This window comes from Gordonia sp. NPDC003425, assembly GCF_053588635.1.
Genome location: NZ_JBSFQI010000001.1, coordinates 85,607 through 104,515 on the forward strand (window position 1 = coordinate 85,607; position 18,909 = coordinate 104,515).

Below are 18,909 nucleotides of genomic sequence, written 5' to 3' on the forward strand. Positions count from 1 at the left end.
GGGCGGCACCGACGTGGCGCCGACAGCCCGGCACGCGATGAGGCAGACACGAGAGGATGGCCGTGGTTCAGGCATACATACTGATCCAGACCGAGGTCGGACGGGCCGCGTTGGCGGCGGCGACCATTGCGGAGATCTCGGGCGTCGCCTCATCCGAAGAGGTCAGCGGACCTTATGACGTCATCGTCCGCGTCGAGGCCGCCGACGCCGCACATCTCACCGACGACGTGGTCCCGCAGATCCAGAAGGTCGACGGCATCACCCGCACCCTCACCTGCCCGGTGGTCACGGCCGGTCACTGATCGCCCGCTGACACCGTCGACGGCCCGGATGCCCGATGTCCTAGGGTGTTCGTCGTGACCTCATCCGGCCCCGACGATCAGCACGATCGTGACGACAACGATCAGAACGATCCCGAGTCGGCAGCGGCCGATCACGCCGATTACGACACCGGGCCCCGGCTCAGCCCGGCACTCATCGCGACCCTGGTCACGATCCCGGTGATGGTGATCGTCGGGTTCATCGTGTTCGCGGCGATGCGTCCCGACACCCCGACCACCCCGGTCGATTCGTATGCCACCGAGTCCTCGGCCGCTCCGGAATGCGGCAAGTTCCTCGCTGCGTTGCCGGCGACGTTCGAGGGTTTCGGGCAGAAGAAGGTGTCCGGGAATCAGGCCACGTGGTCCGCCGACGGCGACGGCGGTCCGGTGATCGTACGGTGCGGGGTGTCGCGTCCGTCGGATCTGTCGGCCACCAGCAACCTGCAGGTGGTCAACCCGGTGCAATGGTTCATCACCGATTCGGTCGAAGGCAGCGGACAGGCCTTCGTGTGCGTGGGTCATCGTCCCTACGTGGCGATCTGGGTTCCGGCCGACGCCGGCAACGGACCGATCACCGACGTCTCGGCAGTCATCGAACGCACCCTGCCGCGCGGGCCGCTCGATTTTGGCTGACCCGGTCCGGACGGGTCAGTCCCGGTAGACCTCGGGCTTGGACCGGCGCCCCAGCAGTGAGCTGATCGCGTCGGACACCGACAGGCCGGAGTGGCAGACCTTGTCGACCGCCTCGGTGAGTGGCATCTCGACGTGGTGCTTTTCGGCCAGCGCACGCACCGACGTGCACGACTTGACTCCCTCGGCCACCTGGCCGTTGGTTGCCGCCTGTGCCTCCTCCAGAGTGGCGCCCTCCCCGAGCCGCGCCCCGAAAGTGCGATTGCGTGACAGCGGCGACGAGCAGGTGGCCACCAGGTCGCCGATTCCGGCGAGACCGGCCATCGTCTCGATCTCGGCACCCATCGCGGTGCCCAGCCGGATGACCTCGGCGAGTCCGCGGGTGATGATCGTGGCGAGGGTGTTCTGTCCGAATCCGACACCGCTTGCCATGCCGCAGGCGAGCGCGATGACGTTCTTGGCGGCGCCACCGATCTCGCAGCCGATCACGTCGGTGTTGGTGTACGGCCGGAAATAGCCGGTCCTGAAGGCACCCTGCAGCGTCGTGGCCCGGTCGATGTCGGTGCAGGCGATCACGGTGGCCGCGGGCTGGCCCTCGGCGATCTCACGGGCGAGGTTGGGGCCGGAGAGCACCGCGATCCGATCGCCGGACACCTCGGTGACCTCGGCGATGACCTGGCTCATCCGCATCAGGGTGGACGTCTCGATGCCTTTCGCCAGTGAGACCAGCGACGCGTCGGGTTGGAGGTGTTCACGCCACTGCGCGAGATTTTCGCGCAGCGCCTGGGACGGTATCGCACACACCACGATGTCCGCGCCGGTCAAGGCATCCACCGCCACGGCCGTCGCGGTGATCTGTGTGGGCAGCGTGATTCCGGGCAGGTACGTGGCGTTGGTGTGCTCGCCGTTGATCTCCTCGGCCACATCGTTGTGGCGCGCCCAGATGACGGTTTCGGTCCCGGCGTCGGTCAGCACCTTCGCGATCGTCGTACCCCACGAACCGGCACCCATCACCACCGCACGCACATCGATCCTTTCGCCGATCCAACTGTTGGCCTCCTCACAGTAACTCGCGACACATCGCGTTCCGGCCGTTTGCACCCACATCACCACGCCGATCGACCCACCCGGTCGTGATGGGCCATCATGAACAGATGACCGTGCCGTGCAGCGCCAGCCACTCGGCGCGCCCGTCGCAGCAGGCACGCGGTGTGGCTGTGACGGACGTGGTCGCGGTGCTCGCCGTCAAAGACCTCCGCGACGCCAAGACCCGTCTGGCCGTCATTCCCGGCCCACCGTCGGGTCGCGCAGAACTGGTGCTCGCGATGCTCGCCGACACCATCGCCGCACTCCTCGCGGCAGGCATCGACCGGATCGTCGTGGTCAGTCCGGACGAAACCGTCCGCGAACTCGCGGCGCGCGCCGGTGCACGTCCGATACCCGAGGACATCAGCGGGGGCGGACTCAACGCCGCGTACGCGCAGGGGGCCGCGCACGCGCGCGCGCTCTGGCCGGTGGCCGGCATGGCACTGATGATCCAGGCGGACCTGCCCGCCGCGGCACCGCACAGTCTGCGGCAGATCATCGAAGCAGCGGCACCCGACACACAGTCGATCGTCGCCGACCGTTCCGGTGCGGGTACCGCACTGTTGCTGCGTCCCATCGCGATCGACGAGTTGCCCCGCTTCGGGACGGATTCGGCTGCCGCGCACCGCAACGGCGGTGCCACTGAACTCGACCCGCAGGGCACGCGATGGCCCGATGTCCGCACCGACGTCGACACCGTGGACGATCTGCGCGCGGCGATGCGCCTGGGCGTGGGCCCACGCACGCGCATCGCAGCCATCTCGGTGGCCGGTGCGGGGCGGCCGGGCGCGGCCACCGGTGTCGGTACCCAGGCCGATGCGTCATGATGGCAGGGTGAGCCCAGCCGACGACACCGCCACCCCTCCGGCACCCACCACACAACCCGTGGGAGCGATTCCCGGCGCGCCGCCGGCGGCCACGCTGACCCCGGACGAATCGGCCGACCTCCCCGAGGATCGGTATCTCAATCGCGAACTCAGTTGGCTGGACTTCAATTCACGGGTGCTGGCCCTCGCCGAGGACACCTCGATTCCGCTGCTCGAGCGCGCCAAGTTCCTTGCCATCTTCGCCTCGAATCTCGACGAGTTCTTCATGGTTCGCGTCGCCGGGCTCAAACGTCGTGACGAGACGGGTCTGTCGGTGCGCTCCGCCGACGGCCTCTCGCCGCGTGAACAGTTGCTGCGCATCGCCGGCCGCACCCAGACCCTCGCCGACCGGCACGCCCGGGTGTTCCTCGATTCGGTACGTCCAGCCTTGGCGGACAACGGAATTCACGTCGTCTCCTGGTCAGATCTGACCGACCGGCAGAAGCACCGAATGGTCGAGTACTTCCACGAGGAGGTATTCCCGGTGCTGACTCCACTCGCCGTGGACCCGGCACACCCGTTCCCGTACATCAGCGGGCTGAGCCTGAACCTGGCGGTCACCGTCAAGGACGCACACGAGGGTGGCGAACACTTCGCCCGTGTCAAGGTGCCCGACAACGTCAACCGGTTCGTGCGCGTCGACCGCTTGCTGCCGCACACCTCCGAACCCGACAGCAAGGGTCACTACGAGGTCTTCTTCCTGCCGATGGAGACGTTGATCGCCGCCAATCTCGAGCACCTGTTCCCGGGCATGGAAATCGTTGAGCACCATGCGTTCCGGATCACCCGCAACGCCGACTTCGAGGTCGAGGAGGACCGCGACGAGGACCTGTTGCAGGCACTCGAGCGGGAGTTGGCCCGGCGTCGGTTCGGCTCGCCGGTGCGACTCGAGGTGGCCGACGACATGAGCGACCACATGCTCGAACTGTTGCTGCGTGAACTCGACGTCAACCCCGCCGACGTCATTCAGGTCCCCGGATTGCTGGACCTGTCCTCGCTGTTCGAGGTCAACGCGCTCGACCGCCCGCACCTCAAGGACCGGCCCTTCGTGCCGGCAACGCATCCGGCGTTCGGTGAACGCGAGACACCGAAGAGTGTCTTCTCGACACTGCGCGAAGGCGATGTGCTCGTTCATCATCCCTACGACTCGTTCTCCACGAGCGTCCAGCGTTTCATCGAGCAGGCCGCCGCAGATCCGCAGGTCCTCGCGATCAAACAAACCCTGTACCGCACGTCGGGCGACTCCCCGATCGTCAACGCGCTGATCGACGCGGCCGAGGCGGGCAAACAGGTTGTCGCACTGGTGGAGATCAAGGCCCGCTTCGACGAACAGGCCAACATCAAGTGGGCCCGGCAACTCGAGCAGGCCGGGGTGCACGTCGTCTACGGCCTCGTCGGACTCAAAACCCACTGCAAGACGTGTCTGGTGGTGCGCCGCGAAGGGTCGACGATCCGTCGCTACTGCCACATCGGCACGGGCAACTACAATCCCAAGACCGCGCGACTCTACGAGGACGTCGGCCTGTTGACGGCCGCTCCCGACGTCGGCGCGGATCTCACCGATCTGTTCAACACGCTGACCGGGTATTCGCGCAAACGGGAGTACCGCAACATTCTGGTGGCGCCGCACGGCATTCGGTCGGGGATCATCGAGCGGATCGATCGTGAGATCGAGTTGCGGCATGCCGGCGACAGCCGAGCGCGGGTGCAGTTGAAGGCCAACGCCCTTGTCGACGAGCAGGTGATCGACGCGCTCTACCGGGCATCCCAGAACGGTGTTCCGGTCGAGATCGTCGTCCGCGGAATCTGTGCGCTGCGGCCCGGGATGCCCGGGGTCAGTGACAACATTCACGTGCGGTCGATTCTCGGGCAGTTCCTCGAACACTCCCGGATCTTCCACTTCGGTGCACAGGACGAGTACTGGATCGGCAGCGCCGACATGATGCACCGGAATCTCGACCGTCGGGTCGAGGTGATGGTCCGTGTGCGCGACGAGCGGCTGACCGGTGAACTCGCCGACATCTTCACCTCGGCACTCGACCCCCGAACACGGTGTTGGGTACTGCAATCCGACGGCACGTGGCTGGCGTCTCCGGCTGCGGGGGAAGAGGTGCGCGATCACCAGCGGCAGATGATGCGTCGCAACCGTCGTCGCAATGCCGGCGCCTGACACCACGGTGACCGATTCCGGTACCCGATCGGTAACCTCGACCTCTTAGGATCGGCACCGATGTCGAAGACGACGAAGACGATCTGGGCCGCCGGCGGTGTGCTGTGGCGGTTGACCGCTGCCGGTGACGTCGAGATCGGCCTCATCCACCGCCCCCGTTACGACGACTGGACCCTTCCCAAGGGCAAGATCGAGTCCGGCGAAACACTGATCTCCACGGCGGTGCGCGAAATCGCCGAGGAGACCGGCTATCACGCGCATCTCGGCCGTCACCTGCGTGACGTCCATTACGACGTCGGCAACGGCCGCAAGCATGTCCGGTACTGGTCGGCACGCGCAGTCGGCGGTGATTTCGCGCCGAACCACGAGGTCGACGTGATGGAGTGGGTGAGTGTCGAGGCGGGCCTCGCGCGGCTCAGTTATCGGCAGGACAAGGACATCGTCCGCGAGTTCGTCCGGCTCCGCGCGGATCTCGACGTCATGCTGCTGGTTCGGCACGCGCGCGCCGGCAGCCGGTCGGGTTTCGCCGGCGACGATCGGCTGCGCCCACTGGATTCGACGGGTGACCAACAGGCACGAGCACTTGTCGCGCTGCTCACCGCCTTCGGCGTCACCGAACTGCACAGCGCCGACCGCACACGCTGTGTCCAGACACTCGAACCCACGGCCGCCGAACTGGCGGTGCCGATACAAGTGGAACCGACGCTGTCGGAAGAGGCATACAAGGTCGATCCGGATGCGACGCGCGACCGACTGCGTGAACTCGCCGGCACGAGCGGTGGGCCGGGTCGGGTGATTCGCGCAGTGTGCAGTCAGGGCAAGGTGATTCCACCGGTGATGGAGTGGTGGTCGGCGCGCGACGACCTCACGCTGCCCGCTGCCCGCACCCGGAAGGCCAGCATCTGGGTGATCTGCACCAGCGGCGGCACACTCCTCAGTGCCGACTACATCGACAGCCCACTGCCCGGGACGGACACCGGCGTCGGCTCCTGAGCGCAGTGCGCGAAGAGTCCCCGAATACACCTCACCCCCCGACGGGGGAAGACCGTCGGGGGGTGAGAGGGGTTGGGTGCCGGGTCAGCGACGAGTCGTCTTCTTGGCGGCCGTCTTCTTCGCCGGGGCGGTCTTCTTGGCCGCCGTGGTCTTCTTGGCCGGTGCCGCCGTCTTCTTGGCGGCGGTGGTCTTCTTCGCCGGCGCCTTTGTGGCGGTGGTCTTCTTCGCCGGGGCGGTCTTCTTGGCCGCCGTGGTCTTCTTGGCCGGTGCCGTCGTCTTCTTGGCGGCGGTGGTCTTCTTCGCCGGCGCCTTTGTGGCGGTGGTCTTCTTGGCCGCCGTGGTCTTCTTGGCCGGTGCCGTCTTCTTGGCGGCGGTGGTCTTCTTCGCCGGTGCAGCGGCTCCGCTGCCCCGCTTGACCGCCGGGCCGGACGCGGTGAGCTTCTGCTTACCGGACACGACCGCCTTGAACTGCGCGCCCGGACGGAAGGCCGGGACCGAGGTCGCACGGACCTTCACCGTCTCGCCCGTGCGCGGGTTGCGGGCGACGCGCGGTGCGCGGCGGCGCTTCTCGAACACACCGAAGCCGGTGATGGTGACGCTCTCGCCCTTGTGGACCGCGCGGACGATCGTGTCGACGACCTGCTCCACCGCCTCGGTGACGGTCTTGCGATCGGCGTCGAGCTTCTTTGTCAGCTCATCGATGAGCTCTGCTTTGTTCATTGGAAAACCTCCGCAAGCTGTTCTGGCCCACTTGTCGGGTCAGCTAACACCACACGGTAAACGTCAAACACGAAAAGTTCCATCTTCCACGCCAATTAGCGGAACGTGTGTCGAATCCTGTGTGGGCTCTAGGACGTTCCGGGCGGTCGGCCGAGAGGCCGAAAAGGTGACGCGGCTCAGTATGGCAGAGTGACCGGCTTCCACGACGGGCGGCTCGACTCGAACTCAGAAATGGCTTCTACCTGGCGTAATGTCAGGCCGATGTCGTCGAGACCTTCCATCAGACGCCATCTGGTGTAGTCGTCAATTGCCAACGGCACCACGAGGTCTCCCGCCGTCACCGTCTTATCGGCAAGACTGACCGTCAATTCCAGACCGGGCTGTTCCTCGAGTCGCTTCCAGAGCAATTCGACGTCGGACTGCTCCACCTGTGCGGCCACCAGGCCGGCCTTGCCCGCGTTCCCGCGGAAGATGTCGGCGAACCGGGAAGAGATGACGACACGAAATCCGAAGTCTGACAGCGCCCACACGGCGTGCTCGCGCGACGAGCCGGTGCCGAAGTCGGGGCCCGCCACCAGAACCGAGCCGTGGCTCCACGGTTCGGCATTGAGAATGAAGTCGGGATCGGTTCGCCAGCCCGCGAAGAGTCCGTCCTCGAAGCCTGTCCGGGTGACCCGCTTGAGATAGACGGCGGGGATGATCTGGTCGGTGTCGATGTTGCTGCGCCGCAGCGGGACGCCGATACCGGTGTGGGTGATGAAGGGTTCCATTACCTCAACTCCTTGGTGTACGAAGCGAATGCGAGTCGTCAGAGATCTGCCGGCGAGGAAAGTGTGCCGCGGAGCGCGGTGGCCGCGGCCACCGCCGGCGACACGAGATGGGTGCGGCCGCCCTTGCCCTGCCTGCCCTCGAAGTTGCGGTTGGAGGTGGATGCGCATCGCTCCCCCGGCGCGAGCTGGTCGGGGTTCATCCCGAGGCACATCGAGCAGCCCGCCTGCCGCCATTCGGCGCCTGCGGCGGTGAAGATCTCGCCGAGACCTTCTTCGTCGGCCTGTGCCCGCACCCTCATCGAGCCGGGCACCACCAGCATCCGGACGCCGTCGGCGATGGTGCGCCCGTCGAGGATCTCGGCCACCGCGCGCAGATCCTCGATCCGGCCGTTGGTGCACGACCCGACGAACACCGTGTCGACGGCTATGTCGCGCAGCGGCATTCCCGGGGTGAGGTCCATGTACTCGAGTGCCTTCGCCGCCGACGTCGACGCCGACTCGTCACCGAAATCGGCGGGATCGGGCACCGTGGCCGACAGCGGCGCGCCCTGACCGGGATTGGTGCCCCACGTCACGAACGGGCTGAGCGACGACGCGTCGATGTGCACCTCGTCGTCGAACTGCGCGTCCTCGTCGGTGCGCAGCGAGGTCCAGTACGCCACCGCGGCATCCCAGTCGGCGCCGGTCGGCGCATTGGGCCTGCCCCTGAGGAACTCGAAGGTGGTCTCATCGGGAGCGATCATGCCGGCTCGCGCCCCCGCCTCGATCGACATGTTGCAGATGGTCATTCGGGCCTCCATCGACAGCTTCTCGATGGCGCTGCCGCGGTACTCCAGCACGTAGCCCTGACCACCGCCGGTGCCGATCTTCGCGATCACCGCGAGGATCAGGTCCTTGCTCGTGACGCCCGGGGGCAGGTCGCCGTCGACGGTGATCGCCATCGTCTTGAACGGACGCAACGACAACGTCTGCGTGGCCAGTACATGCTCCACCTCGGAGGTGCCGATACCCATGGCCAGTGCGCCGAACGCGCCGTGCGTAGAGGTGTGGCTGTCGCCGCAGACGACGGTCGTCCCGGGCTGGGTGAGACCGAGCTGCGGACCGACGACGTGCACGATGCCCTGTTCGGTGTCACCCATCGGGTGCAGACGGATGCCGAACTCGGCGCAGTTGCGGCGCAACGTGTCCACCTGGGTTCGCGACACCGGGTCGGCGATCAACAGATTGGTGTTGAGGGTAGGCACGTTGTGATCCTCGGTGGCGATCGTGAGATCGGGTCGGCGCACCTCGCGTCCCGCGAGCCGCAGTCCTTCGAAGGCCTGCGGGCTGGTCACCTCGTGCACGAGGTGCAGGTCGATGTAGATCAGGTCCGGATCGCCCGCTGTGCCGCGGACAACCACGTGGTCGTCCCAGACCTTCTGGGCGAGAGTACGTGGCGTGGTGGCGTTGCTCATGGTGCATTTACTCCGACTCGACAAGACCCGGCACGTGGCTGGTGGCACCGGGACGCGAAATCAATCGCGTGCATCTCACTATTTGGAACGCTAATATCGTCCTATGGGAAAGGATAGCGCATCCGAGACGCTCAGCGGAATCGGCGTCCTCGACAAATCGGTGAGCGTGCTCCGGGCCATCGCCGAGGCGCCGGCCAATCTCACCGAGCTGTGTGAACGCACCGATCTGCCGAGGGCCACCGCCCATCGGCTCGCCGTGGGGCTCGAGGTCCACCGCTTGCTCGCGCGCAATGCGGCCGGGCGATGGTATCCGGGGCCCGCACTCGGTGAGCTCGCGGCGTCGGCGCACGATTCCGTTCGCGAGGCATCGCTGATGGTGCTGCCGCGGCTGCGGGAGATCACGGGCGAATCCGTTCAGGTATATCGCCGTGAGGGAGCCGAACGCGTCTGCATCGCGGCGATGGAACCGCCGACCGGACTGCGTGACACCGTGCCCGTGGGCACCCGCTTCCCGATGAACGCCGGGTCGGCCGCGAAGGTGTTGCTGGCCTGGGCAGAGCCCGCCACCCAGCGAGCGCTGCTGCACGACAGCGTGTTCAGCGAGCGGGCACTGCACGAGATCCGGCGCCGAGGATGGGCGCAGAGCGCCGGCGAGCGCGCCGCGGGCGTGGCCAGTGTGTCGGCACCGCTGCGCGACGGCGAGGGTGAGGTCGTGGCCGCCATCTCGGTGTCGGGGCCCATCGATCGGATGGGTCGCCGACCCGGAGCCCGGTGGGCGGCCGACCTTCTCGCCGCGGCCGACGCCATCCACAAGCGGCTGGTCTCCACCACGCAGGGCTGAAGGCGGATACGAATCGCCGTGATGCACACCGGAGCCGGTCCGGTGTCGGTTAGCGTCGTCTGCATGGGAACCAACCAGCGTCAACAGATCGTGATGACGGACAACGAGATTGCCGATTTCGTGGCCCGCAGCCGCACCGCCACCCTGGCCACCTCCGGGCCCGACGGCAGTATCCACCTCGTCGCCATGTGGTACGGCGTCGTCGACGACGCCATCTGGTTCGAGACCAAGGCGAAATCACAGAAGGCGGTCAATCTGCGTCGCAATCCACGGTGCTCGGTACTCATCGAGGATGGCGACACATACGGCACCCTGCGCGGCGTGGCCTTCGAGGGCACCGGGGAGATCCTCGAGGACGCCGACACGTGCCTACGCGTGGGAATCAGTGTCTGGGAGCGCTACACCGCGCCGTACACCGAGGAGGCGCGTCCACTCGTCGAGCAGATGATGAACAAGCGTGTGGCGATCCGACTGGTACCCGAGCGGGTCCGTTCCTGGGACCACCGCAAACTCGGACTGCCCGACATGCCGGTTGCCGGCAACACCGCACCGGCCTGAGCGACCGCAACGCAAATCGTGCGGGGCCGGGTGAGGGGCTGCGATCCATACAGAACGGGCGCCTCCTGGGCATGCGACGCGCACAGGCGCCGGTGGTGTTTGCCGTGGCCGCCAATTCTGTACGGACCCAGAAGCGCCACGCCACGCCGCCTTGGATTCGCGGCATGCCTATGCAGGTTTCCGTGGGCAAAACGTGGGCACGACGCCCACAGACTCCGAACACACGAAGACCCCCTCACCGCTGGTGAGGGGGTCATTCTGCGTTGTAGCCCCGACGGGATTCGAACCCGCGCTACCGCCTTGAGAGGGCGGCGTCCTAGGCCGCTAGACGACGGGGCCATGGATCTCTATTCAGTTGAAACCTCCGGGTGTGGTGTCCCGGCTGTTCGCTGGGGTACCAGGACTCGAACCTAGAATGGCTGAACCAGAATCAGCTGTGTTGCCAATTACACCATACCCCAAGGGTTGTTCTTCCCGGTGAGGAAAAGAACCTGCAGTAGAGTAGCAGAGGGCAACCCGGTAACCGCAAATCGCCTGATCAGAGCCCTATTCTGGGATGTTGGCCCGCGCCGCCGTCAAGCGCGACAAGGTCTTGTCGCGACCGAGTAGTTCCATCGACTCGAACAGTGGCGGACTGATGGCCGACCCGGTGACCGCGACCCGGACCGGACCGAATGCCTTGCGCGGTTTGAGCTCCAACCCGTCGATGAGCGCGGCGTTGAGTGTCTCCTGCAGTGCGGGCGTCTGCCAGGACGCCAGATCGGTCAGCGCGGTGATCGTGGCGTCGAGAACGGGCCCGGCGTCGGCGCCGAGATTCTTCGCCGCCGACTTCTCGTCGATCGCGAACTCGTCGTCGGACACGTAGAGGAACGAGATGAGCGGCCACGCGTCCGCCAGCACCTGGATGCGGGTCTGGACCAATTCGGCAACGGTGGTGAAGGTGACGAGGTCGACGGGTTCGGCGAGCTTGCAATGCGTCACCAGGTAGTCGCGCAGACGCGCGGTGAAGTCGCCGAGTTCGAGCATCCGGATGTGCTCGGCATTGATCGCGTCGGCCTTCTTCTGATCGAAGCGGGCGGGATTCGAATTGACCTGGCGCACATCGAAGGCGCCGATCATCTGATCGAGGGTGAACACGTCGGTGTCGTGCGAGTAACCCCAACCGAGCAGCGCAAGGTAATTGAGCAGGCCCTCCGGGAGAAAACCACGATCACGGTGATGGAACAGATTCGACTGCGGGTCGCGCTTGGACAGTTTCTTGTTGCCCTCCCCCATCACGAACGGCAGATGCCCGAATTCGGGTACCCGCTGCGCGATTCCGATGCGGATCAGCGCCTCGTAGAGCGCGATCTGCCGCGGCGTGGACGAGAAGAGATCCTCCCCGCGCAGCACGTGGGTGATCTTCATCAGGGCGTCGTCGACCGGATTGACCAAGGTGTAGAGCGGGTCCCCGTTCGCGCGGGTCAGGGCAAAGTCGGGCACGGTGCCCGCCTTGATCGTGGTGGTGCCGCGCACGAGGTCGTCCCACGTGATGTCGTGGTCGGGCATGGGCAGGCGCACAACGGGTTTGCGCCCCTCCGCCAGGTAGGCCTCGCGTTGCTCGGCGGTGAGGGTGCGATCGAAGTTGTCGTAGCCCAGTTTCGGGTCGCGTCCGGCGGCGCGATGGCGGGCCTCCACCTCCTCCGGCGTGGAGAATGCCTGATACGCCTCGCCGGCGGCGAGTAGCTGCGCGACCACGTCGAGGTGGATGCCGCGCCGTTCGGACTGCCGATAGGGTGCGTAGGGCCCCCCGACCTCGGGCCCCTCGTCCCAGTCGAGTCCCAGCCAGCGCAGCGAGTCGAGGATCGCGTCATACGACTCCTTGCTGTCGCGGGCCGCGTCGGTGTCCTCGATCCGGAAGACAAAGGTGCCCTTGTCGTGCCGTGCCTGTGCGAAGTTGAACAGGGCTGTGCGCACCATCCCCACGTGCGGGGTTCCGGTCGGCGACGGACAGAAGCGGACGCGAACGGTATCGGTGCTGCTCATGGTGGTCAGCGTATCGAACCGGTACCGACGGCCCGACGCCCTCCCGTCGCCGGCTCAGTCTCGATGTCGTCCGAGGAAGTCCAGCATCAGGCGGTTGACTTCCCGAGGTTGCTCCAGATAGCCGAAATGACCTGCGCGGGCCACCTCCGCATACTCGGCCGCGGGGATGGCGTCGGCCACCTCGCGCGCCAGAAAGACCGGAAGGGTGCGATCATCGGCGAATCCGACCACCAGCACGGGCCGCGAGATTCCCCGGTAGGCCGCGAGCCGATTGGGTTCGGCGGTGTGGATCGAAAGTTGGGCACGCATGCCCGGAGTCATCCCCTTCGACGAGAACATGATGACGTCGAGCCAGTCGCGCACCGTCCGGTCGTCGGCGAGGGTGTGCGGTGAGAGGTTGAGATGTGCGGTGATGGCCGCCGCATACTCGGCGGGCAGGTCGATCTTGTTGTCGTAGAGCGCACGTTCGCCCGCCGAAATCGCTTCCTGCAGCACGGTGCTGCGACCATAGGTGCCCAGCAACACCGCGGCGCGCACCAGATCGGGCCGCGTCAGCGCCAGTTCCTGGCTGATCCGGGCGCCGAGCGAAGTTCCCACGACGAGGGCGGGCGCCACCCCGAGGTGCTCGATGAGTGCAGCGGTGTCGGCCACCATGTCGTCGAGGGTGAATCCGTCGGCGCACTCCGACGACGGTGCGATCCCGCGGTTGTCGAAGGTGATCACCTCGTAGCCGGCGGCGACCAGCGCGGGCTGTTGATTGGCCTTCCAGACCCGACCGGGACTGCCGCTGCCCATCACCATCACCACCGGCGCACCCGAACCGGCTCTCTCGTAAGCGATCTCGATGCCGTTGACACGCGCGGTTCCGGTGGTCACGGTTTGTCCACCACCGGATTGCTCAGCGTCCCGATGCCTGCGACCGTCACCGACACTCGCTGTCCCGCGACCATCGGGCCGATTCCCTCGGGTGTGCCGGTGAGCAACACGTCGCCCGGGAGCAGCGTCATCACCCGCGAGACCCATTCCACGATGGCACCGACATCGTGCAGCATCAACGATGTTCGGCTCCGCTGTCGGACCTCACCGTCGATTTCGGTGACGAGTTCGGCGTCGGCAGGGTCGAAATCGGTCTCGATCCAGGGACCCAGCGGGCAGAACGTGTCGTATCCCTTTGCGCGCGTCCACTGACCGTCGACCTTCTGCTGATCACGCGCGGTGACGTCGTTGGCGACGGTGTAGCCGAGGATAACGCTCTTCGCGTCGGCGGCGCGTACGTCCTTGCACGGCCGGCCGATCACCACCGCGAGTTCGCCCTCGAAATCAACGCGCTGAGACGACGGTGGCCGCACGATCGGCACCTCGGGGCCGACGATCGAGGTGTTCGGCTTGAGGAAGATCACCGGGTCCTCGGGTGCGGTGCCACCCATTTCGGCGGCATGGGCCGCGTAATTCTTGCCCACACAGATGATCTTCGTCGCCAGGATGGGGGCGAGGAGTCGAACGTCGGCCAGGGGCCATGATCGGCCGGTGAACGTGGGCGTGCCGAAGGGATGTTCGGCGATCTCCCTGGCAACACCACCCGATTCATCCTCGATCGAGACGAACGCCACACCATCGGGACTCGCGATACGACCTAGACGCATACCAGAACACTAACGTACGCACGATGTCCACTGTCTGGGACAGCAGTTGGTTCGGGTCGTCATCGGTTTTACAATGTGAACATCTCATCCCATATTTTGAGACTGTGTAGTGTGAGGTCGCCGCTCTGGAGGAATCGCCCATGCCGGATCAACGCAAGCAGGAGGAGGTCGCGTGACGACATCGACCACGATCGGTTCCGCCCGACGCTGGACCATGCTCGCCTGCTCGCTGCTGGCCGCGATGACCACCACCTGTGTCGTGAGTGGAGTCGCCTACCTCATACCGGCGCTGCATACGCGCGAGGGCATGTCGATCGCCCAGGCGTCCGTGCTCGCCACCGTTCCCACGATCGGGCTCATGCTGGCGATCATCGGCTGGGGTGCACTGCTCGACCGTCACGGAGAACGCCTGATCCTGCTCGTGTCCATGTCGATCAGTCTCACCGGTGCGGCGGCGGCGGCAATCGCCGCTGCGCTCGACGCCCCGTTCGCGGTGGTCGGCGCGTGCCTGTTCGTCGGCGGCATCGGGGCCGGCGCCGCCAATGGCGCCAGCGGCAGGATCGTGGTCGGCTGGTTTCCGCCAGAACTGCGCGGCACCGCGATGGGGATTCGCCAGATGGCGCAGCCGCTGGGGATCGCCGTCTGCGCTCTCACCATGCCGGTGGTAGCCGCAGGAGCGGGTGTGGCTGCGGCACTGGCGATTCCGGCAGCGGTCACGGCCCTGGGACTGATCGCGGTGATCGCCGGCATCATCGACCCTCCGATGGCGACGGCCGTGCCCGGTGCCCCGGAGATCGCCGGTGCGAAACGAAACCCATACCGCGAGAGCTGGTTTCTGACTCGCGTGCACGCGGTGAGCGTGCTGCTGGTGATACCTCAGTCGATGCTGTGGACGTTTGTGCCGACATGGCTGATCGTGGCCCGGCACTGGTCTCCCGCGGCGGCAGGCTTTCTCGTGACGGTGACACAAGTGATCGGCGCTCTCGGACGTATCGCCGCGGGTCGGTGGTCGGATGCGTGGCTGTCACGAATGCGTCCGATCCGGCTGATCGCGTTGGCCGGTTCGGGCGCAATGACCGCCTTGGCCGTCACCGATTGGATCGGCGGTCCGGTGGCACCCGCGCTGATGATGATCGCGTCGATCATCTCGGTGGCCGACAACGGGCTGGCCTTCACCGCCATCGCCGAATACGCCGGGCCCGGTTGGAGCGGCCGTGGTTTGGGAATCCAGAACACCGCCCAGTACCTGGCGACGGCGGTGACCACGCCCGTCTTCGGTGCGGTGATCGCGGCCGTGGGCTTCCCGCTGGCCTTCCTGGTGTCGGCCGCGGCACCCGTACTCGCAGCCCCGCTGGTGCCCGCCGACGCCGCACCCCGAGAGGAACCCGTCACCTGATCGGTCGGCCCATCACCGAGCGTGCCTCCACCCGCTGGTTGAGCGCCCCCGCTGGTCGAGCCCCGCCGCTGGTCGAGCCCCCACCGCTGGTTGAGCCTGTCGAAACCACCCCCCGCTGGTTGAGCCCCCACCCGCTGGTTGAGCTTGTCGAAACCACCCACCGCTGGTCGAGCCCCCACCCGCTGGTCGAGCCCCCACCCGCTGGTTGAGCGCCCGCCGCTGGTTGAGCTTGTCGAAACCACCGCTGTGGATAGAAATGTCGAGCTATCACTCACGTGGTCGAGAGTGATGTGATGAGCGGATACATCTACATCCTCGAATGTACGGACGGCAGTTTCTACGTCGGAAGCACGCGGGACGTCGCCCGTCGCGTCGATCAGCACAACAGTGGTGACCGCGGCCGGTATACCAGAACCCGACGACCCGTTCGCCTTGTCTACCAACACGAATGCGAGACCGTCGCCGAGGCATACGCACGTGAGAAGAGGGTCCAAGGCTGGTCACGAGCCAAACGTCGGGCGCTGGTTGCCGGGGACTTCGATTTGCTGACTGAGCTGTCGAGAAGCCGGCGCTGAATCTGACGACAGCGACAAGGGTGGTTTCGACAAGCTCAACCAGCGGGCGGCGCTCAAGCAGCGGGGGCGCTCAAGCAGCGGGGGGCGCTCAACCAGCGGGCTAGAGGCGAGCGCGAATCCGCTTCCCGATGTCTTGGGTGGACAGTGTCTGCCCGCCCCGTTCGAGGAGGTCGTCGGCCACGGCACGCTCGATCCGACCCGCCGACTGCGCATCACCGAGGTGGTCGAGCAATAGACCGACCGACAGGATCGCGGCTGTGGGATCAGCCTTGCTCTGACCGGCGATGTCCGGCGCACTGCCGTGCACGGGCTCGAACATCGACGGATTCGTACCGGTGGCGTCGATGTTGCCCGACGCCGCCAATCCGATGCCGCCGCTGACGGCGGCGGCGATGTCGGTGATGATGTCGCCGAAGAGGTTGTCGGTGACGATGACATCGAACCGGCCGGGGTCGGTCACCAGGTAGATGGTGGCCGCATCCACGTGGCAGTAATCGACTGTCACGTCAGGGTATTCGGCACCGACCTCCTCGACGGTGCGGCTCCACAAGGAGCCGGCGAAGGTGAGCACGTTGGTCTTGTGGACCAGGGTGAGATGCTTGCGTCGACGGGTCGCGCGCTCGAAGGCGTTGCGCACCACACGCTCCACCCCGTATCGGGTATTGACGCTCACCTCGGTGGCCACCTCATGGGGGGTGCCGGTGCGGATCGCGCCACCATTACCGGTGTAGGGACCCTCGGTGCCCTCGCGGATCACCACGAAGTCGATGTCGGGATCCCCCGCCAGCGGCGACGCCACACCCTGGAATCGGCGTGACGGGCGCAGATTCACGTGATGGTCGAGTGCGAAGCGCATCTTGAGCAGTAGTCCGCGTTCGAGCACTCCGGAGGGCACCGACGGATCACCGATCGCACCGAGCAGGATCGCGTCGTGCTCGCGCAGCGACTCCAGGTCGGCGTCGGTGAGCAGTTCACCGTTGCGGTGGTAGCGGCGGGCACCGAGGTCGTACTCGGTGACCGAGACCTCGGGCACCACCGTGGTGAGCACCTCGAGAGCCTCGGAGATGACCTCAGGACCGATACCGTCGCCGGGAATGACCGCGAGCTTCATGACAAATCCACCTGCTTGATCAGCGTGGCGCCCACCGCTTCGGCGATCGCGGTCACCACGACGTCGTCGACCTTCTCGTTCACACGCAACATGACCGTCGCCCCGCCGCCCTCTGCATCCTGCGAAAGGCCTGCCGCGAGGATGTCGATCCCGGCGTTGCCGAGCAGGGTGCCGATCTTGCCCAACGAGCCGGGCTTGTCGGCGTAACTGACGAGAAGGTTGCGTCCCTCGGCCCGCAGGTCGAAGTTGCGGCCGTTGATGTTGACGATCTTCTCCACCTGCCGCGGCTCGGTGATGGAACCGGCCACGTTGTGCACCGATCCGTCGGCGAAGACGGCCCGCACGTCGACGACGCTGCGGTGGCTCGGGCTCTCGGTGGCGTTCACGACCTCGCTGGTGACGCCACGCTCGGCGGCGACGGTCGGCGCGTTGACGAAAGTGACGGGCTCGTCGAGCGCCGCCGAGAACAGACCACGCAACGCCGACAGTCCGAGCACGCCGACATCACTGGAAGCGAGCTCGCCTCGAACGTCCACCACGATCGACGACGGCAGTTCGGTGCTGATGACGCCGATCATCACGCCGAGCTTGCGGGCCATCTCCAGCCACGGCGCCACCTCTTCATCCACGGCACCGCCGGTGATGTTGACCGCGTCGGGCACGAAATGTCCGGCCAGCGCGAGCCGCACACTCTTGGCGACATCGGTACCGGCACGATCCTGAGCCTCGCTGGTCGAAGCGCCCAGATGCGGGGTCACCACCACCTGGGGCAGCTCGAACAGCGGCGAGTCGGTGCACGGCTCGGTGGCAAAGACATCGAGACCGGCGGCGCGCACCTGACCGGAGGTGATGGCGTCGGCCAGCGCCTGTTCGTCGACGAGGCCGCCGCGCGCGGCGTTGACGATGACGACGCCCTTCTTTGTGCGCGCCAGCGCGTCGGCGCCGATGAGTCCCAGGGTCTCCGGCGTCTTGGGTAGATGCACGGTGATGAAGTCGGCTCGCTGCAACAGTTCGTCGAGGCTCACGAGTTCGATGCCCAGCTGAGCGGCCCTCGCGGCGGACACGTAGGGGTCGTAGGCGATGATGTGCGTTTCGAAGGCGGCCAGGCGCGACGCGACGAGCTGTCCGATGCGGCCGAGTCCCACCACGCCGACGGTTTTGTCGAAGATCTCCACACCATTGAACGACGACCGTTTCCAGGTGTGCTCGCGCAGCGTGGCGTCGGCGGCGGGGATCTGGCGAGCCGCGGCGAGCAGCAGGGTGATCGCGTGCTCGGCGGCGGTGTGGATGTTGGAGGTGGGTGCGTTGACCACCATGACGCCTCGCGCGGTGGCGGCCGGAACATCGACATTGTCGAGGCCCACACCGGCGCGGGCGATGATCTTGAGCTTCTTGCCCGCATCGAGCACCTCCGCGTCGACCGTGGTGGCCGAACGCACGAGCAGAGCGTCGGCATCGACGACCGCCTCGAGGAGCTTCGGACGATCGGGACCATCCACCCACTGCACCTCGACGCCGTCACCGAGGGCTTCCACCGTCGATGGCGCCAGTTTGTCGGCGATGAGGACGATCGGACGGCCTGCTGAGGTCACAGTGATTTCTCCAGGATCGGTTGCAGAAGCGGCGCCAACGTCGTATGACGCCCGCCAGACAGCTTAGATGCCGCCTTCACGGACTCTGAAGCCGGTCCGAGGGATGCGATGGACGCTCTGAACGAATTCCCAGGAAAAGCGGGTACATTGTGCTCGGCA

At 66.3% G+C, this 18,909-nt stretch carries 18 protein-coding genes and 2 tRNA genes; 9 read left to right on the forward strand and 11 right to left on the reverse strand.

The features are described from left to right. Positions 1–56 precede the first annotated feature (56 nt). Positions 57–302, forward strand: a complete 246-nt coding sequence (locus ACWDTD_RS00415) for an Lrp/AsnC ligand binding domain-containing protein (protein ID WP_449745086.1) — start codon at positions 57–59, stop codon at positions 300–302. A 54-nt stretch (positions 303–356) separates the two neighbouring features. Then, complete coding sequence (locus ACWDTD_RS00420; protein WP_449745087.1) at positions 357–953, forward strand: DUF3515 domain-containing protein; 597 nt, start codon at positions 357–359, stop codon at positions 951–953. 15 nt (positions 954–968) lie between these two features. Here the strand turns inward: ACWDTD_RS00420 and ACWDTD_RS00425 are convergent, their stop codons facing one another. Then, a complete protein-coding gene (locus ACWDTD_RS00425; protein WP_449745088.1) occupies positions 969–1,976 on the reverse strand; it encodes an NAD(P)H-dependent glycerol-3-phosphate dehydrogenase in 1,008 nt (335 codons plus the stop codon). 191 nt (positions 1,977–2,167) lie between these two features. Between ACWDTD_RS00425 and cofC the strand changes: the two genes are divergently transcribed. From cofC to ACWDTD_RS00440, 3 genes are read left to right on the forward strand one after another with little or no spacing between them, the layout of a single operon-like run. Next, entirely contained in the window at positions 2,168–2,863 is a 696-nt protein-coding gene (gene cofC, locus ACWDTD_RS00430; RefSeq protein WP_449745089.1) for a 2-phospho-L-lactate guanylyltransferase, read from the forward strand. A gap of 7 nt (positions 2,864–2,870) precedes the next feature. Next, positions 2,871–5,072 (forward strand): RNA degradosome polyphosphate kinase, encoded by a 2,202-nt coding sequence (locus ACWDTD_RS00435; RefSeq protein ID WP_449745090.1) that lies wholly within the window; start codon positions 2,871–2,873, stop codon positions 5,070–5,072. A 60-nt stretch (positions 5,073–5,132) separates the two neighbouring features. Then, on the forward strand, positions 5,133–6,065 hold the full coding sequence (locus ACWDTD_RS00440) for an NUDIX hydrolase (protein ID WP_449745091.1): 933 nt from the start codon (positions 5,133–5,135) through the stop codon (positions 6,063–6,065). A gap of 84 nt (positions 6,066–6,149) precedes the next feature. Here the strand turns inward: ACWDTD_RS00440 and ACWDTD_RS00445 are convergent, their stop codons facing one another. From ACWDTD_RS00445 to leuC, 3 genes are all read right to left on the reverse strand, one after another. Then, positions 6,150–6,785 (reverse strand): HU family DNA-binding protein, encoded by a 636-nt coding sequence (locus ACWDTD_RS00445; protein ID WP_449745092.1) that lies wholly within the window; start codon positions 6,783–6,785, stop codon positions 6,150–6,152. A 176-nt stretch (positions 6,786–6,961) separates the two neighbouring features. Further along, positions 6,962–7,555: a 3-isopropylmalate dehydratase small subunit gene (gene leuD / locus ACWDTD_RS00450; RefSeq protein WP_449745093.1), complete on the reverse strand. Its 594-nt coding sequence runs from the start codon at positions 7,553–7,555 to the stop codon at positions 6,962–6,964. A gap of 38 nt (positions 7,556–7,593) precedes the next feature. After that, positions 7,594–9,009, reverse strand: a complete 1,416-nt coding sequence (leuC, locus tag ACWDTD_RS00455; RefSeq protein ID WP_449745094.1) for a 3-isopropylmalate dehydratase large subunit — start codon at positions 9,007–9,009, stop codon at positions 7,594–7,596. A gap of 103 nt (positions 9,010–9,112) precedes the next feature. Between leuC and ACWDTD_RS00460 the strand changes: the two genes are divergently transcribed. Then, entirely contained in the window at positions 9,113–9,850 is a 738-nt protein-coding gene (locus ACWDTD_RS00460) for an IclR family transcriptional regulator (protein WP_449745095.1), read from the forward strand. A gap of 63 nt (positions 9,851–9,913) precedes the next feature. Further along, positions 9,914–10,408: a PPOX class F420-dependent oxidoreductase gene (locus tag ACWDTD_RS00465; protein ID WP_449745096.1), complete on the forward strand. Its 495-nt coding sequence runs from the start codon at positions 9,914–9,916 to the stop codon at positions 10,406–10,408. A 266-nt stretch (positions 10,409–10,674) separates the two neighbouring features. Here the strand turns inward: ACWDTD_RS00465 and ACWDTD_RS00470 are convergent. The 5 genes from ACWDTD_RS00470 to ACWDTD_RS00490 form a co-directional block, all read right to left on the reverse strand. Beyond that, positions 10,675–10,747, reverse strand: a tRNA-Glu gene (locus tag ACWDTD_RS00470). A gap of 50 nt (positions 10,748–10,797) precedes the next feature. Next, positions 10,798–10,869, reverse strand: a tRNA-Gln gene (locus tag ACWDTD_RS00475). Positions 10,870–10,954: 85 nt separating this feature from the next. Beyond that, the gene (gene gltX, locus ACWDTD_RS00480; protein WP_449745097.1) at positions 10,955–12,433 is read right to left on the reverse strand and encodes a glutamate--tRNA ligase; all 1,479 of its coding nucleotides are present in this window, start codon (positions 12,431–12,433) and stop codon (positions 10,955–10,957) included. Positions 12,434–12,487: 54 nt separating this feature from the next. Next, on the reverse strand, positions 12,488–13,309 hold the full coding sequence (locus ACWDTD_RS00485) for an alpha/beta fold hydrolase (RefSeq protein WP_449745098.1): 822 nt from the start codon (positions 13,307–13,309) through the stop codon (positions 12,488–12,490). After that, positions 13,306–14,076, reverse strand: a complete 771-nt coding sequence (locus ACWDTD_RS00490; RefSeq protein WP_449745099.1) for a fumarylacetoacetate hydrolase family protein — start codon at positions 14,074–14,076, stop codon at positions 13,306–13,308. Before ACWDTD_RS00490 ends, ACWDTD_RS00485 begins: the two co-directional genes overlap by 4 nt. 214 nt (positions 14,077–14,290) lie before the next feature. On the opposite strand from ACWDTD_RS00490, the gene ACWDTD_RS00495 reads away from it, so the two are divergent. Continuing rightward, the gene (locus ACWDTD_RS00495; protein WP_449745464.1) at positions 14,291–15,472 is read left to right on the forward strand and encodes an MFS transporter; all 1,182 of its coding nucleotides are present in this window, start codon (positions 14,291–14,293) and stop codon (positions 15,470–15,472) included. A 293-nt stretch (positions 15,473–15,765) separates the two neighbouring features. Further along, on the forward strand, positions 15,766–16,047 hold the full coding sequence (locus ACWDTD_RS00500; protein WP_449745100.1) for a GIY-YIG nuclease family protein: 282 nt from the start codon (positions 15,766–15,768) through the stop codon (positions 16,045–16,047). Between the two features lie 100 nt (positions 16,048–16,147). On the opposite strand, the gene ACWDTD_RS00505 is transcribed toward ACWDTD_RS00500, so the two are convergent. Together ACWDTD_RS00505 and serA are read right to left on the reverse strand one after the other, a co-directional pair. After that, positions 16,148–17,158 carry a 3-isopropylmalate dehydrogenase gene (locus ACWDTD_RS00505; RefSeq protein ID WP_449745101.1) on the reverse strand — a complete coding sequence of 337 codons (1,011 nt, stop codon included), beginning with the start codon at positions 17,156–17,158 and terminating at the stop codon, positions 16,148–16,150. Continuing rightward, positions 17,155–18,750 carry a phosphoglycerate dehydrogenase gene (serA, locus tag ACWDTD_RS00510; protein ID WP_449745102.1) on the reverse strand — a complete coding sequence of 532 codons (1,596 nt, stop codon included), beginning with the start codon at positions 18,748–18,750 and terminating at the stop codon, positions 17,155–17,157. The genes ACWDTD_RS00505 and serA overlap by 4 nt, the downstream gene beginning before the upstream one ends. Between the last annotated feature and the right edge of the window lie 159 nt (positions 18,751–18,909).

Coding starts and splice junctions, on each gene's coding strand:
- ACWDTD_RS00415 (WP_449745086.1), top strand. CDS start 57: ATGGCCGTGGTTCAGGCATACATACTGATCCAGACCGAGGTCGGACGG.
- ACWDTD_RS00440 (WP_449745091.1), top strand. CDS start 5,133: ATGTCGAAGACGACGAAGACGATCTGGGCCGCCGGCGGTGTGCTGTGG.
- ACWDTD_RS00445 (WP_449745092.1), bottom strand. CDS start 6,785: ATGAACAAAGCAGAGCTCATCGATGAGCTGACAAAGAAGCTCGACGCC.
- leuD (WP_449745093.1), bottom strand. CDS start 7,555: ATGGAACCCTTCATCACCCACACCGGTATCGGCGTCCCGCTGCGGCGC.
- leuC (WP_449745094.1), bottom strand. CDS start 9,009: ATGAGCAACGCCACCACGCCACGTACTCTCGCCCAGAAGGTCTGGGAC.
- ACWDTD_RS00460 (WP_449745095.1), top strand. CDS start 9,113: ATGGGAAAGGATAGCGCATCCGAGACGCTCAGCGGAATCGGCGTCCTC.
- ACWDTD_RS00465 (WP_449745096.1), top strand. CDS start 9,914: ATGGGAACCAACCAGCGTCAACAGATCGTGATGACGGACAACGAGATT.
- gltX (WP_449745097.1), bottom strand. CDS start 12,433: ATGAGCAGCACCGATACCGTTCGCGTCCGCTTCTGTCCGTCGCCGACC.
- ACWDTD_RS00490 (WP_449745099.1), bottom strand. CDS start 14,076: ATGCGTCTAGGTCGTATCGCGAGTCCCGATGGTGTGGCGTTCGTCTCG.
- ACWDTD_RS00495 (WP_449745464.1), top strand. CDS start 14,291: ATGCTCGCCTGCTCGCTGCTGGCCGCGATGACCACCACCTGTGTCGTG.
- ACWDTD_RS00500 (WP_449745100.1), top strand. CDS start 15,766: ATGAGCGGATACATCTACATCCTCGAATGTACGGACGGCAGTTTCTAC.
- ACWDTD_RS00505 (WP_449745101.1), bottom strand. CDS start 17,158: ATGAAGCTCGCGGTCATTCCCGGCGACGGTATCGGTCCTGAGGTCATC.